Source organism: Aquimarina callyspongiae (assembly GCF_034322225.1).
Lineage (GTDB): Bacteria > Bacteroidota > Bacteroidia > Flavobacteriales > Flavobacteriaceae > Aquimarina.
In genome coordinates this window covers 399558-415047 of sequence record NZ_JAXLPA010000001.1, presented here as the reverse complement: position 1 = coordinate 415047, position 15490 = coordinate 399558, and the positions used below count along the sequence as shown (strand labels likewise).

At 31.1% G+C, this 15490-nt stretch carries 13 protein-coding genes; 6 read left to right on the top strand and 7 right to left on the bottom strand.

The window, feature by feature from the left end:
• The first annotated feature begins 38 nt into the window (after positions 1-38).
• Complete coding sequence (locus U0D62_RS01740) at positions 39-554, top strand: adenine phosphoribosyltransferase (protein WP_322193494.1); 516 nt, start codon at positions 39-41, stop codon at positions 552-554.
• A 59-nt stretch (positions 555-613) separates the two neighbouring features.
• Here the strand turns inward: U0D62_RS01740 and U0D62_RS01735 are convergent, their stop codons facing one another.
• The 6 genes from U0D62_RS01735 to U0D62_RS01710 all read right to left on the bottom strand — a co-directional run bounded on the left by U0D62_RS01735 (position 614) and on the right by U0D62_RS01710 (position 6953).
• On the bottom strand, positions 614-1432 hold the full coding sequence (locus tag U0D62_RS01735; protein WP_322193493.1) for a hypothetical protein: 819 nt from the start codon (positions 1430-1432) through the stop codon (positions 614-616).
• 117 nt (positions 1433-1549) lie between these two features.
• Positions 1550-1702 (bottom strand): SsrA-binding protein, encoded by a 153-nt coding sequence (locus tag U0D62_RS01730; protein ID WP_322193492.1) that lies wholly within the window; start codon positions 1700-1702, stop codon positions 1550-1552.
• Between the two features lie 66 nt (positions 1703-1768).
• Entirely contained in the window at positions 1769-3847 is a 2079-nt protein-coding gene (locus U0D62_RS01725) for a M56 family metallopeptidase (RefSeq protein WP_322193490.1), read from the bottom strand.
• Positions 3848-3850: 3 nt separating this feature from the next.
• Entirely contained in the window at positions 3851-4207 is a 357-nt protein-coding gene (locus U0D62_RS01720) for a BlaI/MecI/CopY family transcriptional regulator (RefSeq protein ID WP_322193489.1), read from the bottom strand.
• Positions 4208-4324: 117 nt separating this feature from the next.
• Entirely contained in the window at positions 4325-5074 is a 750-nt protein-coding gene (locus tag U0D62_RS01715) for a LytR/AlgR family response regulator transcription factor (RefSeq protein ID WP_322193488.1), read from the bottom strand.
• Positions 5075-5081: 7 nt separating this feature from the next.
• A complete protein-coding gene (locus U0D62_RS01710; RefSeq protein ID WP_322193487.1) occupies positions 5082-6953 on the bottom strand; it encodes a tetratricopeptide repeat-containing sensor histidine kinase in 1872 nt (623 codons plus the stop codon).
• A gap of 688 nt (positions 6954-7641) precedes the next feature.
• Between U0D62_RS01710 and U0D62_RS01705 the strand changes: the two genes are divergently transcribed.
• From U0D62_RS01705 to U0D62_RS01690, 4 genes are all read left to right on the top strand, one after another.
• Positions 7642-8595: a calcium/sodium antiporter gene (locus U0D62_RS01705; protein WP_322193486.1), complete on the top strand. Its 954-nt coding sequence runs from the start codon at positions 7642-7644 to the stop codon at positions 8593-8595.
• A gap of 96 nt (positions 8596-8691) precedes the next feature.
• Positions 8692-10110 carry an alpha/beta hydrolase family protein gene (locus U0D62_RS01700; RefSeq protein ID WP_322193485.1) on the top strand — a complete coding sequence of 473 codons (1419 nt, stop codon included), beginning with the start codon at positions 8692-8694 and terminating at the stop codon, positions 10108-10110.
• A gap of 60 nt (positions 10111-10170) precedes the next feature.
• Positions 10171-11220 (top strand): sensor histidine kinase, encoded by a 1050-nt coding sequence (locus tag U0D62_RS01695; RefSeq protein ID WP_322193484.1) that lies wholly within the window; start codon positions 10171-10173, stop codon positions 11218-11220.
• Positions 11213-11935: a LytR/AlgR family response regulator transcription factor gene (locus U0D62_RS01690; protein WP_322193483.1), complete on the top strand. Its 723-nt coding sequence runs from the start codon at positions 11213-11215 to the stop codon at positions 11933-11935. The genes U0D62_RS01695 and U0D62_RS01690 overlap by 8 nt, the downstream gene beginning before the upstream one ends.
• Positions 11936-11998: 63 nt before the next feature.
• On the opposite strand, the gene U0D62_RS01685 is transcribed toward U0D62_RS01690, so the two are convergent.
• On the bottom strand, positions 11999-13024 hold the full coding sequence (locus U0D62_RS01685) for a glutamine synthetase beta-grasp domain-containing protein (protein WP_322193482.1): 1026 nt from the start codon (positions 13022-13024) through the stop codon (positions 11999-12001).
• Positions 13025-13244: 220 nt separating this feature from the next.
• Here U0D62_RS01685 and U0D62_RS01680 point away from each other — a divergent pair, with 220 nt between their 5' ends.
• Positions 13245-15431, top strand: coding sequence for a glutamine synthetase III family protein (locus tag U0D62_RS01680; protein ID WP_322193481.1), 2187 nt, complete (start codon positions 13245-13247; stop codon positions 15429-15431).
• Positions 15432-15490: the final 59 nt, after the last annotated feature.

Below are 15490 nucleotides of genomic sequence, written 5' to 3'. Positions count from 1 at the left end.
TTAAATCTCTTTTTTTCAATTTTCATTATTTTCGACCCATGAATTTACAAGATTATATTAGAGATATTAAAGATTTTCCGAAACCAGGAATTCTCTTTAAAGATATCACTCCACTATTAGCAGATTATAATGCTTTAAAGGGTTGTGCAGATCAATTAGTAACAAATTGTCCTAAGGATATAAAGATTGATAAAGTCATAGGGATTGAGGCCAGAGGCTTTATTATTGGAGGGATGATAGCAGAACGATTAGAGGCAGGATTTATCCCGGTTCGTAAGAAAGGAAAACTACCATTTGATGTAAAATCCAAAAGTTATGGACTTGAATATGGAGAGGATACATTAGAGATACATATTGACGCTATTAAACCAGGAGAGAATATTCTGATTCATGATGATGTATTGGCTACTGGAGGTACGGCAAGAGCTGTATGTGATTTGGTTGAGGAATTAGGAGGGGTAATAGTACAGTGTAGTTTTATTATGGAGCTTGAATTCTTAAACGGGCGTGACCAACTTACGACTTCTTCCATAGCTTCTTTGATTACCTATTAATAGAAAAAGCCTTCAGTTATCTGAAGGCCTAATCTCTTACAAACATTATGTGGGAAAATCTATTTCTTCTTAGTAGTGGCAATAATTGCCCCATCTTTTGCTTTATCACCATAAATACTTATTGCTGTAGTAGGTTTTAAGAAATCTACAGCTTCTAGCTTATCTGATTTGGCTAATTCATCCAGGGTTTTGAAATCAGATTCTTTTCCATCGATGATAATCAATTTCTCGATATCTGGATCGTCAACAAAATTAAATTGTTTTGATCCAAAATTCTGGAACGGATAGAATTGTTGTCCATTGATAATAAAGTTGCCATCTTCGCCTTTTTCAAAAACAAAAGATTTTTTGATTTGATCTTTTAATTTATTCATATCAAAATGCTTTCCGTTAAAAAATAAGGAATCCTGATCTTTGTCAAAATCAAAGTTAAAAGCAAAACTATGTTTCTTCATGATACTATCCATATCAAAATCACGAAACGAAAAACCTGATTGATTTTTCCAGGCCATAATATCAAACATCCCAGAATTGGTAATGTATAAGTTGTCATTTTTATACCCTAATTCTATATCAGATATTGGTTCATCAGATGAGGACGAGTACTTGCTTTTTGACTTCCCTTTTTTAAGGATAATGGTCAAACTTGTGATTTCGTTACTTTCGTTAAATTCAATTTTGTTTATAATCAATTCGATACCGTTTTCTGAAAAGAACTGTTTAAGATCTTCCAATTCTTTTTCGGTGGTATTTTTATTAATTATAGCCGTAATGTCTTGTTTATTCTCAAATATTGAATGTGTCTCAGAATTTGTCGTAAACGCTGTCAGGGATAACATACCTAGTATGCACGTTCCTAAAACGATCCATTTTTTCATACTAAATCTATTTTTGGTTATTTATTTAAAGATCTTTGAACTTCACCTTTAATTACGAAAAATAGAAGCTAGTGTTGCAAAAAATAATTATAAATGCAATAAAATGTTACTCTTGAATCATCCAAGAGCTCGCTTAGTAACATATAAACGCCACCCAAATATAAGTAGTTGTAGTTTAGAGGCTTTACTAAGATCTAATCGTTTTTTAGTAAAGCTTGGAAGGATAATTTTATTAAGCCCGGCAAGAATTGAAAAGAATTGTTTTTTCATATTTCTAAAATACAAAAAAACTCACTTATTTGAAGTGAGTTTTTGTAAATGATAGTAAGTTTATTATTATTTTTCCTTAGTGATGATAGATACAACTCCGTTTTCTGCATCCTCACCAAATTTTGTTATGGCTGCTATACCTTTTAATACATGAACAGATTCGATAGCATCAACTTCATATTTTTGCAATTCTATTTCAGAAACTTTTTTTCCATTTATATAAACTAATGGTCTGATTTCATTTTTGTCTACAAAAAGAACATTGTCTTTAGTATAAATCTTTACGTTATCTTTTTTTGATGATAATACAGAAGGATATTTGTTTTTTCCTTTTTTATGTTTTGCCCCGGTTCCTTTTCTAGCTTTTTTCTTAGTAATAATATCGATTACTCCATCTTTTGCTTTTTTTCCGTGTTTTTTGATAGCTTTTTTTCCTTTAATAACTTCAATACTTTCTATCTTATCGGATTTTAGTTTTTTTAATTCTTTTTTAGAAGCTTCTTTACCATCGATAAAAAATAAAGGTTCTTTATCTGAGTCTTCATCAAAGTCAAAAATGGTACCTTCGTCACTCGAGCGAATAAATATGTTACTGTCGTCATCATCTGATTTACTGATAAAGATGTTGCCTTTTACTTTTTTGTCTTTATGTGCAAATACGACTCCTCCATCATCGTCACTATTGATTGTAAAAACTGTGCCTCCACTTTTTCCAGATTTGTTTTTAAACCAAATATTTTTGCCTGCTGATTGGCCGATTCCCATTTTATCATTTTTACTGTCATATGAGATCATAATAGAGGTAATAGGTGTTTCATTTTCAATAGAAAAATTGGCATTACTTTTTTCAGAGTTCATAGCTACACTAATCGCTGTGATTTCACTATCATTATTTCTTTGAATATTGCTAAAAGTAACCTTGACGTCGTATTCATTCTTAAAGATTCTTTTTATCCTATCTAAGTCTTCTTGTGTTGAGGTTTTATGTATTATAAACTCTATAGTTCCTTTTTTCTTTTTAGTTTGGGTCGAAACTGTAGTCACAGGTTTTTTAATACTTGGAAAAGTATTTGCTGCGGCAAGAGCCTGATTTTTTTTTGAGATTTTTGGATTGTGTTTTAAGGTAGAAACACTTTTTGAAGATTGTATGTTTTTGGAGTTGGATACATTCTCTTTTTCTTTACCAGAAAGGATTTTTTCTGGTGTTGAAGAGAATATTTCTTTAGCATTTTCTTCGGGTAAGATAGTTTCTTCTGCTGTAGGTGTAGCTGGAATATATTTTATTTCTGTTTTTGTATTAAAACTCCACAAAAACAGACATAATAAAGGAATGATAACGGTGATTTTCCATAAATTTTTATGGTTTGATTGTTTCTTGTTTAACATAACAATTCGTTTTTTGATTAATGACTGATAAAAATTATTGGTTATAGAAGAGTAGTTGCTTGAGCAAACTTTTACTAATGCCAATTGATATTCTTTTTTTGATGATAAATTTCTTGTAGATTCTTGATCTGCAATAAATTCTAGATTTTGCTCTAGAGCTTTCTTATAGATCCATACTAATGGGTTTATCCATTGAAAAATCACTACAAGATTAATAATAAGAAGGTCTAATGTATGATATTGTTTTGCATGAACTTTTTCATGTTTTATGATCATATCTAACTCTGTGGGTTGATGTAAACCAGGATTAAAAATGATATATTTAAAGAAAGAAAAAGGTGCAATATCTTTTGAAGTTTTAATAAATAAAAAGCCTTCTTTTGTTTTTTCTGATACAGCAGTGAAAACCTTCTTCAGTGATAAAAGTTGAATGCCAAATCTGCTTAATAATAAAGTTGATACCAGGAGATAACTGCTAAACCCAATAAACCACCAGTTTATTTCAGTTTCAACAAGAGATTCTTCGTGTACAGAAACAGTTGATGAACTGAATATAAAATCTTGTAAAACTGGTTGTTCAAGATATTGTATAGTGGTAAACTCTAAGAATGGAAGTAAAATAGAAGATAGTATTCCAATTAATAAAAAATGTCTGTTAAGAGTAAAAAAAGTATCTTTTCTAAGTAGGAAAAAATAAACCAAATAGAATAAAGAAAGAATGATACTTGATTTAAATAAATATATCAAAAATGTTTCCATGACTTATTCTTTTTGCTCAATTACTTTTAAAATTTCTCGTAATTCATCTGCAGATATTTTTTCTTCTTTGGCGAAGAAGGATACCATATTTTTATAAGAATTATTAAAATATTCTGTCATCGCCTTATTTACAAATTGATTTCGATATTGTTCTTTGGTAATAACAGGAAAGTATTGGTGAGTTTTTCCAAAAGCTTTGTGACCTATGTACCCTTTCTCTTCTAGATTTCTGATGATTGTGGATACTGTGTTATAGTGTACACTGATCTTTAATTCTGCCTGTACTTCTTTGGCAAAGGCTTTTTCAAGCTTCCAAAGTACCTGCATAATCTCTTCCTCTTTATTTGTGAGTTTTTCCATTTGAATATTGATTAACAATAGTCAAATGTATAACTATGATTTTAGTTACACAACTATTTATGTAGTTATTTAACTATTTTTATAGTTTTGATTGTTTTTGAAAACAGAAAAATAAACCTAAATACGGTTTAGGAGTTCTCTTTTTTTATCTCTGGAGATGGATAATGATTTTCCGTCACTCATAACAATATGTCCTCCGTCATCATTGCTTAAAAGTTTTAGATAATGAGTATTTATGAGGTTAGATTTGTGAATTCTAAAAAAATTAGATTGAGTTAACTTTTCTTCAAAAAATTTAAGGTTTTTTGATACAACCATTTGGGGTTGACCATTAAGAATGATAGAAGTATAGTTACCTTCTGCGATACAATACATGATGTCATTGATCTTAATAACGTGTAATCCTCTACTGTCAGATAAAACAATTTGTTGAGACTCTCTAAGAGCATATAATGTTTTTAGGTTTTCCTGAACCGTATCTTTTGAAGCTTTTTCTTTATTTATGTATTGTTCAGCTTTTAGTACTGCTTCTTTTAATTTTATAGGGTCAACAGGTTTAAGTAGATAATCTATTGCATCATATTTATATCCTTTTAAGGCATAATCTTCATGGGCTGAAATGAAGATGATCTTGAAATTTATATCTTCAATATCAGGAATTATGTCAAAAATAGTGGTATTCCCTAATTGGATATCCAGAAATACTATGTCTGGTTCTAGCTCTTTAAATAGTTTTCTTATCGATGATCTATCTCCTCCTTCACCAATTATCTCGACTTGGGGACAGTAAGCCTTTAATAATAATCTTAAGCTGTTTCTTGCCAATTTTTCATCATCAATAATAATGGATTTAAGCGTTGTATTCATGGTATTGTTAATTTATGATGGGGAGATTAATAGTTATCCTAGTACCATTAGGAGATTTATCACTATCAAATAAATCTCGTACTTTTATAAATGTCTTTTTATACCCTACTTTTTTAAGTAATTTTATTCTTTCTGAAGTGTTTATGGAGGCAATAGACAAATGAGTTCTTTTTGAAGAGTTTTTCTGTAATTCATTTGATTTTGCTCTGCCGATACCATTATCCTCTATAATACATTGTACATTATTTTCTTTTTTGAGAAATGATAACTTAAGCTCTTTCTTTTCTTTACTACTTAATCCGTGAATAACAGCATTTTCTATATGCGGTTGAATGATCATAGAAGGGATTTTTGGATTTAATTTTATCAAATCTGTATCAATTACCTTTTTGAGAACAAACTGATCATCGAATCTTTTGTTTTCAATATTGATATAGGTTTCTATGATTTCTAGTTCCTCTTTAAAGCTTATAAACAAGCTATCAGAATTAAATAAGATTCTACGTATGAGTTGAGATAACTGTCTCATATAATTACTGGCTTCAAATTCGTCCTTTTGAAGAATAAAGCTTTGCAAGGTGTTGAAAGAGTTAAATAAGAAATGAGGATTCATCATTGATTTTAATGATTTTAATCTCACTAAACTTATCTCTTCATTAAGTTGTGATATTTTTAATCTACTTTTTTGATATATGGTTAAAAACAAAAGAATAATAAATAAGCTAAAAGCTCCAATACTTAGGGCAACTATTTTGATATTAGAAACTTGCTTATTTGTTTTATTGTTTTTGTCTTCTAGATTGGTAATTAGCTGATTTTTTTCGGTTAATATATTGTTGTATTCAGATTTTGCAATTTCTTTGGTTAGATTGTTTTTATTGAATTTTTCTAAATACTTTTCTTTGGCTTTCAAATACTTAATTGATTCATTTAATTCTCCTTTGATTTCATAGATTTCAGCTAAATCATTTAAACTCATTATGATAGAAGGAGGGTATTCGTTTTGGGTTTGACGGATAGATTTTTTATAGTAGTGAATCGCTGTATCATACTTTTTAAGATTGTAGTTGAGCTCACCTACGGTATTAAAGAAAAAAGATTCAAAAGATTCTTTGTGAATGTCTATAACCTTATTGACGTCAATATATTTTTCTATAATATCAGAAGCTTTTTTAAACTTACCTTGTTTTATATATCCATATGCCATGTTGTTTGCAGCAATTTCTAAGGAGCTTAAATTGTCTGGGTTTTCCTTAAGAATGTCCATGGCTTTTTTAGAAAAGTATACTAGCGAATCATAATTTTTCTCCCCAAACGTAGATGATATATTTAGATAAAAACTAGCCATAGCGTGGTGTGCGTCCGGATTGATGAATTTTAAAGATTTTCTAAATTTTTTCCTGGCAAGATCGGGTTCTAACAATTCATTCAGTAGGGTGCCTTGATTAATATATACATAATATTTAAAAGGTTCTCTTTTATGAGTATCCGCTAATTCGTATGATTTGTTAAAATAGTTTAAAGCTGGTAGATATTGGTCATTCTTTTGCATTTGCCTGGCAAGCATAAAATAACTTTCTATGACACAATCAATATTATAATCATTACAATATTCCAGCAAACAAAATATCTCTTTGGTAGATGCATTATGAGGAAGGTTGTATGTGTAATATCTGGTTAATTGCAGATCACTTGCTATGATACTATCCTTATTATTGATTTTTCTTGCTAATCTCTGTTTGTTTTTGAGATTTTGAATGATTGAATCTTGAAATCTTCTTTTAGAATTGTCGGTTATAATATTCTGAGAAAAAGTAGTATCAATCAGTAATATTTTAACAAAAAAGAATATTATGATGGAAATTCTTTTAACTGTCATTTTGATTATTTTGAGAAGGGGAATTTACGAAATATTTAAAGTTTTGGTGAATATTGTATTATTTTGATAGTTCATGGTTTAAAATTGACGGTTCGTGTAAAAATATAAACAGTTCATGTAATGCGGTCAGGATTTAAAATATGTTAAGAATATCTTTAATCAACTTTTTAACTTATAACACAAACTCAATGAAGAATTTTTAAAACCCTGGTATTACTAGGTGTTGTTTTCTTGTTAGTGTTTACTTCATGCGAAAATGAACTATCAGAAAGCTTTACCGATCAATCATCTAACGATATTTCTAAAGATATATTGGATAAGATAGCTCACTAAAATACAACCTAAATGAAGTTATAAAGCAAATTTTAGGGATATAGATGAAAGCGCAAAAGAAATGTATCTTAACTGAAGGTGATTTTTTAATGTCTTATGATTAGATCAAGAATGCCTGTTTTCATTGTAATAATGGAGAATTTGGACAATACGATAGAGTACATTGGAATACCTTTATTAATAGATCTAATAGATCAAACAAAATGATAAAGCAGTCGTCATATATTCATTGATAAGTACCCCAAGACTGTTTTTTCGAGGTTTAATTACCCTAAAATAGCATTCATAAAATGGATGCTATTTTTTTGTACAGTATAATGGTATATAATAGTATCTTCGCAAACAAATTTAGAATATGATTCAGAGTATACTATTGGTAATTGTAGGTTTAGTTCTTCTAGTAGTAGGAGGTGAGTATTTGGTTAGATCTTCTGTAGCGCTATCATTTAGACTTAAATTATCTCGAATGGTAATCGGATTGACCGTAGTTTCTTTTGCTACCTCTGCACCAGAATTATTGGTTAGTATCCAGGCTGCTATGGGTGGACTCTCAGATATATCATTAGGAAATGTAATAGGCTCTAATATTGCTAATATTGGTTTAGTATTGGGGATCACTGCTATTATTGCTCCATTAGCAATTGATAGGGACTTTTATAAGTTTAATTGGCCGGTAATGGTTTTGCTATCTTTTGTGTTGTATATCTTTTTGGATAATGATGGGGTATTAACTCAACTTGAAGGATTTATATTAATTGGATCATTAATCTTATATCTTTTTCTTTTGATCAGGAGAGCACGCAAGTTTTCTGATACAATGGTTGAAGAAGTAGATGATACTTTACAAAAAGTCTCTAATTTCAAAATTGTTATATGGTTACTTATCGGAGCTGCAGCTCTATATTTTGGATCTGAATTATTAGTAAGTGGAGCAGAAGATATTGCTTTAAGGATGAAAATTAGTGAAGGAGTAATTGCCGTAACATTGATCGCTGTAGGAACCAGTGTTCCTGAATTAGCAGCTTCTGTTATTGCAGCTCTTAAGCAAGAAAAAGCAATATCTCTAGGAAACTTAATAGGTTCGAATATTTTTAATATAGCTTCTGTACTTGGAATAACATCTTTAATTCAGCCAATTACAGTAAAAGATCAAACATTAATGGATGTTAATATATTTTGGATGTTGGGATTTGCTATGGTTTTACTTCCGTTAGCATTTATTCCTAAAAAAATGATCCTGGGCAGACCCAAAGGACTTTTTATTTTTGTTGCGTATTGTGTCTTTATTGCACTTATTTTTATCAAGTAACAACCACTTACCAACTTTTAAGAACCGCTCATCATAATTACAGATTGTGCCGCATAATATTGTTTTACTTTTGATGTGAATCAAAAAAACATACTTATGGCATCAATAGTTAAATGGATTATTACCATAGTAATTACCTTATTGTTTCAGCTACTATCAGCTCAAGATATTACCGGTGCATGGAATGGAGTATTATCTGTTCAGGGGACAGAGCTTCCGGTAATTCTGACTGTTCAGGAAAAAGAAGATAGTTATTCAGCTACTCTAAAGAGTCCGAAACAATCTGATCAGGAAATTCCAGCAGATAAAACTGTTTTTACAAATGGGAAGCTAATGATAGAAATAAATGCATTAGCGGTAAAGTATGAAGGTAGTATTGAAGAAGGACGGATCAAAGGCACATTTACTCAAGCAGGGAATTCACTTCCTTTAGATTTAAGTAAGGATGCGATTTCTATTACTTCTCAAGTTTCTAAAAAAAGACTTCAAGATCCAATTGCTCCATTTTCTTATGATGTAGAAGAGGTAGTTTTTAAAAATAAAAAAGCAAATGGGATTAAACTTTCAGGTACCCTAACATTACCAAAAAATGTAAAGAACCCAACTGTAGTGATTTTAATTTCAGGATCAGGCCCCCAGAATAGGAACGAAGAGATTTTAGGTACTGATCATAAGCCTTTTTTAGTGCTTTCTGACTTTTTAACTAAAAAGGGGATTGCGGTTTTGCGCTATGATGAAAGAGGTGTAGCAAAAAGTGAAGGAAAGTTTAAAGGAGCAACTTCACTTGATTTTGCATCTGATGTTGAAGCTGCAATTGATTTTTTAAAGAAAAGAAAAGATATAGATACAAGAAAAATTGGATTGATAGGGCATAGCGAAGGAGGGTTTATAGCACCTATTGTTGCTTCAGAAAATAATGATGTGGCATTTATTGTTCTTTTGGCAGGTACAGGTGTAGATGGAGGTCAAGTGTTACTAACTCAAGTGAAAAAGGGGGCTGAGCTGGCAAATACACCTAAAAATTTTATAGAGATAAATAATAATCTTTATGAAAGTGTATTGTCAGCAATATATGAAGAAGATGACAAGGATATAATGCTAGAAAAATCTAAAAAGAACTTAACAACGTATTATAATACGCTGGATGAAGGAATGAAAGCAATAATACCTTTAGAAAAATTAGAGACGGGATTGCTAGAATTGGCAAAAGACCCTTGGTTTAGATATTTTATAAAGACAGATCCATTACAATATTTATCCAAAGTTAAAATTCCGGTTTTAGCGATTAACGGAAGTAAAGACTCTCAAGTACTCTCAGAACTTAATCTAACAGGTATTAAAAATGGCTTGATAAAAGCTGGTAATAGTGATTATACCATTAAAGAAATAGAAGGGTTGAATCATTTATTTCAAAAAGCTGAAACAGGAGCCATATCAGAATACGCAGTTATTGAAGAAACATTTAATCCAGAAGCAATGAAATTAGTTAGTGACTGGATTTTAAAGAGATTTTAGATATTTGTTATTACATCTTAAGAGAATAACTATTTCATTATTTTTTAGAAAACAATTGGTTTGAGGACAGTAAAAATTTCAAAGAATTCGTGGTTTTGGATCCTTCAGTTTTTAGGCTGGGGCGGTTTGGGAATAACACAGGTTGTTTTAAAATACCTGGTCATAGAACCGGATAATCTAATGTATTTGCTACTAGAAGGTGCTCTTATTGTTATTACAGGAATATTATTTACAAATGCATTGAGAGCGGTAATAAAACGCAGAGTCTCTCTGGATAATTTTGGGTTTAAATCATTTTTGTTTGTTGTGATTGTTCTTTTGACCTGTAGTATATCATTAGCCTTTTTTCAAGAACTGGTAGCACAATATTTTTATGTAGAAATTACTGGCAAGGATATAGAGACGAATTCTATTGCTAATTATATTAATACATTTATTATCATATTTTTATGGCTGATTCTTTATTTCTCAATTGGTTCAATTATTAAAGGGCAACAAGGAAAAGTAGAACGCCTGAAATTAGAAAGTACTTTGAGAGAATCTCAATTGAATACCCTTAAAGGACAGGTGAACCCTCATTTTATGTTTAATAGCCTTAATAATATACGGGGATTGATGTTGGAAGATGTGCATAAGTCAAGAGAGATGATTACCAAATTATCTGAGTTATTACGTTACTCTTTAAATAGTGATAAAGTAGACGAAATATCACTGCAAAAAGAATTAGAAACTGTTAATAATTATATTGAACTATCCAAAATTCAATTTGAGAAGCGATTAACATATCAAGAAAAAATAGAAGAAGGGCTTTTGAATATAAAAGTACCTCCGATGTTAATTCAGATGTTAATAGAAAATGCGATAAAGCACGGCATAGCTAATCAAATCAAAGGAGGATTAGTGAAACTTACAATTCATAAGGAAAATGGTGCTCTTTGTATAAAAGTAATGAATACAGGAAAACTTGTTGACAATAAGGTTTCTACAAAAATTGGACTCCAAAATATATCAGAAAGATTAAGATTGTTATATGGAGGATCATCATCATTTACATTAGAAGAAGAAAATGAGGATGTGATCGCAATAATTAAAATTCCGTTACATGAATAGCACTGCCGTTATTATAGAGGATTCTCGTCTTGCTCGTAAAGAGTTAAAGGAGTTATTGAAAGATTATTCTTTTATAAATATAGTAGGAGAGGCAGAAAATGTAGATGATGCTTTTAAGCTGATCACCACTACAAATCCTGATATTTTATTTCTGGATATTAATATGCCTGAAAAAAATGGTTTTGATCTTTTAGAAATGTTGGATCAAGTGCCTTTGGTAGTTTTTACTACTGCCTATGATGAATATGCTATAAAATCATTTGAGTATAATGCATTTGATTATTTGTTAAAACCTATTAACCAAGATAGGTTTTCAAAAACAATAGAAAAATTACAGAAAGAAGTTACGAATAAAAAGGAAGCTGAATCAAAAGATACATTATCAGATACCAGTCAGATTTTTATTAAGGAAGGTGAAAAATGTTGGTTAGTAACCATTTCTGATATTAAACTTTTTGAAGTAGTCGGTAATTACACCAGAGTGTATTTTGATAAAGAAAAACCTCTTATTTATAAATCGTTAAATCAAATAGAGGATAAACTCCCGATTAAGACATTTTTTAGAGCGAATCGACAACAAATCATAAATCTGAATATGATTCAAAAAGTTACGCCTTGGTTTAATGGCAAATTAAAAATAAACCTGGACGTGAACACAGAAGTAGAAATATCCAGAAGACAGTCAATCAAATTTAGAGAACAGTTAGGACTATAAAAAAACACCTCTGATGAAACAGAGGTGTTTTTTAGCGTTTAAACGGGTATGGTTGTTATTATTCTATGCTAACATAGCTTCTATATTAGCAGTCTTAACAGTTTTTACTATTCTAGCGGCAATTTTGTATGGATCTCCATTTGAAGCAGGGCGACGGTCTTCTAACCAACCTTTCCATCCATTTTCTACTGTAATGATAGGAATACGTATAGAGGCACCTCTATCAGATACTCCATAAGAGAATTCGTGGATAGATTGTGTCTCGTGATCTCCTGTTAATCGTTGATCATTAAATTCACCATACACTTCAATGTGCTCTTTTGTAACAGGTCTGAAAGCTTCACAGATCGTTTCATAAATTTCTTTAGAACCACAAGTTCTTAGCACTTCATTAGAGAAGTTTGCGTGCATACCAGAACCATTCCAGTCTCCTTTAATTGGTTTAGGGTGATATTCAATATAGTATCCATATTTTTCAGTAAGACGATCCAATAAGTATCTAGCTACCCATATTTCATCTCCAGCTTTTTTAGCTCCTTTAGAGAATAATTGAAATTCCCACTGACCACTTGCTACTTCTTGATTAATACCTTCAAAATTAAGACCAGCATCAATACAAAGATCAGCGTGTTCTTCTACAAAATCTCTACCGTGAGTGTTTCTTCCTCCTACAGAACAATAGTACATTCCTTGAGGACCGGGATATCCACCTACAGGAAAACCTAAAGGTAATTGAGTCGCTTTGTCCATAATAAAGTATTCTTGCTCAAAACCAAACCAAAAGTCATTGTCATTATCATCAATTGTAGCTCTTGCATTAGAATCATGAGGAGTTCCATCTGCATTTAGAACTTCAGTCATTACTAAATATCCATTTCTTCTCGTAGGATCAGGATAAATAGCTACCGGTTTCAATAAACAATCAGAAGATCCGCCTTCTGCCTGCCTTGTTGAACTACCATCAAAGGACCAAGTTGGACAGTCTTCTAGTTTTCCACTAAAATTATCTTCAATTTTTGTTTTACTTCTTAGGTTAGCAGTTGGTTTATAACCATCTAGCCAGATATACTCTAATTTAGCTTTACTCATAATTAACACGTTATAGATTGAACACTTACAGTTGGCAAATTTAATCTTCTTTTTTAGAACCTTGAAAAAAAGAGGGGTATATTTATTAAAAACATCTATATTTTTATTAACAACCCATTTTTTTAGGGGGTATTTTTAATTTTCTTCAAATTTTAAATAACATTATTTTGATATTGGCAATAAAAACTTATCATATATTTGCTATAAAACTCACTCAATTATGTCTACACTAAGATTTCAAGCCCTAAAAGAAACGTTAAACCGTGATTCTGTGACGGTTAATGAAACAGAACGTCGCTCGGTATTGTTTGGCGAGAATGTGTTTAACCAGACTACAATGCTACAATATTTAACCAAGGATGCTTATAGTAGCGTTATGGACGCTATTGAACATGGTTCTAAGATTGATAGAAGGATTGCAGATCAGATTGCATCATCCATGAAGGACTGGTCTTTGTCTAAGGGAGTAACACATTATACACATTGGTTTCAACCACTTACGGGAGCTACAGCAGAGAAGCATGATGCTTTTTTTGAAACAATTGGTAATGGACAGGGTATAGAAAAATTTGGAGGAGATCAGTTGGTACAACAAGAACCGGATGCTTCTTCTTTTCCGCATGGAGGTATTCGTAATACATTTGAAGCAAGAGGATATACAGCTTGGGACCCTACATCGCCTGCATTTATTTATGGTACGACTTTATGTATTCCCACTGTTTTTGTGGCTTATACTGGTGAAGCTTTAGATTATAAAACTCCTTTATTAAGAGCTCTACACGCAGTAGATCATGCAGCAACTGCTGTAGCAAAATACTTTGATAAAAATGTTAGAAAAGTAAATGCTTCTCTAGGTTGGGAGCAAGAGTATTTTTTAATAGATAGCGCTCTTGTAGCATCCAGACCAGATATTGTAATGACAGGTAGAACCCTTCTCGGCCATTCTTCTGCAAAAGGACAACAATTAGATGATCATTATTTTGGAAGTATTCCGATAAGAGCTTTGGCTTTTATGAGAGATTTAGAAACAGAATGTATGTTGTTGGGGATACCGGTCAAAACCAGACATAATGAAGTAGCACCTAATCAATTTGAACTGGCTCCTATTTATGAAGAAACTAATCTCGCAGTAGATCATAATGCTTTATTAATGGATGTGATGGATAAGGTGGCAGCAAGGCATAATCTTAAAGTATTATTACATGAAAAACCTTTTGCTGGAGTTAATGGATCTGGTAAACATAATAATTGGTCTTTAAGCACTAATACAGGTGTTAATTTACTTGGGCCAGGTAAAACACCAATGAGTAACCTTCAGTTTTTGACATTTTTTATTAATACTATAAAAGCGATTAATGAAAATGAAGAATTAATGAGAGCTGGTATCGCGTCTGCTAGTAATGATCATCGTTTAGGAGCTAATGAAGCACCTCCTGCGATTATGTCAGTATTTATAGGAGAACAATTAACAGCTGTGCTTAAAGAATTAGAAGGCGTTACTGATGGTAAGCTATCTCCACAAGAGAAAACAGACTTAAAACTCAATGTAGTAGGTAAAATTCCCGAAATATTGCTAGATAATACTGATCGCAACAGAACTTCCCCTTTTGCGTTTACAGGAAATAAATTTGAATTCAGGGCAGTTGGCTCTAAAGCAAATTGTGCAAACCCAATGACCATCCTTAATACAATTGTGGCAAAGCAATTAAGAGATTTCAAAAGTGAAGTGGATGCGCTAATAGATGAAAAAGATCTTAAAAAAGATGAAGCAATATTCAATATTTTAAGAGAATATATAAAGAAATCAAAGAACATTCTTTTTGAAGGAAATGGATATAGTGATGATTGGGAAAAAGAAGCAAAGAAAAGAGGCTTAAGTAATAATAAAACCACTCCAGAAGCTCTAAAAGTAAAAGTTTCTAAAAAAACATTGGGTCTTTTTGAAGAAATGGGAGTCATGAATAAGATAGAAGCAGAGGCGCGTTATGAAATAGAGATAGAAGAATATGTTTTACGTATACAAATTGAAGGGCGTGTTCTGGGTGATATCGCAAGAAACCATGTGATACCAACAGCTATTAGATATCAAAATATGCTGATTAATAATGTGTCAGGGTTAAAAAACCTCTATGGAGAGGATTTTAAGAAATATGCTAAGGAACAAATGGAGATTATTGAAGAGATTTCTGAACATATTGGAGCTATAAATTCTAAGGTAAATGAATTGACAAATGCTCGTAGAAAAGCAAATAAATTAAAAGATTTAGAGAAGAAAGCAGAAGATTATTGTAATAAGGTAAAAATACTATTTGATGCCATACGATATAATTGCGATAAATTAGAGCTATTAGTAGATGATGAATTGTGGCCTTTAACAAAATATCGTGAACTCCTTTTCACTAGATAAGGTAAGAATAGACTTACGTTTTCAAAAGAGTGTTGATTTTTAACAAAAAATTAATACTT

What these genes read in the sequence shown, in the direction of transcription:
- U0D62_RS01740 (WP_322193494.1), top strand. Translation starts at nt 39, where the DNA reads ATGAATTTACAAGATTATATTAGAGATATTAAAGATTTTCCGAAACCA.
- U0D62_RS01735 (WP_322193493.1), bottom strand. Translation starts at nt 1,432, where the DNA reads ATGAAAAAATGGATCGTTTTAGGAACGTGCATACTAGGTATGTTATCC.
- U0D62_RS01730 (WP_322193492.1), bottom strand. Translation starts at nt 1,702, where the DNA reads ATGAAAAAACAATTCTTTTCAATTCTTGCCGGGCTTAATAAAATTATC.
- U0D62_RS01725 (WP_322193490.1), bottom strand. Translation starts at nt 3,847, where the DNA reads ATGGAAACATTTTTGATATATTTATTTAAATCAAGTATCATTCTTTCT.
- U0D62_RS01720 (WP_322193489.1), bottom strand. Translation starts at nt 4,207, where the DNA reads ATGGAAAAACTCACAAATAAAGAGGAAGAGATTATGCAGGTACTTTGG.
- U0D62_RS01715 (WP_322193488.1), bottom strand. Translation starts at nt 5,074, where the DNA reads ATGAATACAACGCTTAAATCCATTATTATTGATGATGAAAAATTGGCA.
- U0D62_RS01710 (WP_322193487.1), bottom strand. Translation starts at nt 6,953, where the DNA reads ATGACAGTTAAAAGAATTTCCATCATAATATTCTTTTTTGTTAAAATA.
- U0D62_RS01705 (WP_322193486.1), top strand. Translation starts at nt 7,642, where the DNA reads ATGATTCAGAGTATACTATTGGTAATTGTAGGTTTAGTTCTTCTAGTA.
- U0D62_RS01700 (WP_322193485.1), top strand. Translation starts at nt 8,692, where the DNA reads ATGGCATCAATAGTTAAATGGATTATTACCATAGTAATTACCTTATTG.
- U0D62_RS01690 (WP_322193483.1), top strand. Translation starts at nt 11,213, where the DNA reads ATGAATAGCACTGCCGTTATTATAGAGGATTCTCGTCTTGCTCGTAAA.
- U0D62_RS01685 (WP_322193482.1), bottom strand. Translation starts at nt 13,024, where the DNA reads ATGAGTAAAGCTAAATTAGAGTATATCTGGCTAGATGGTTATAAACCA.
- U0D62_RS01680 (WP_322193481.1), top strand. Translation starts at nt 13,245, where the DNA reads ATGTCTACACTAAGATTTCAAGCCCTAAAAGAAACGTTAAACCGTGAT.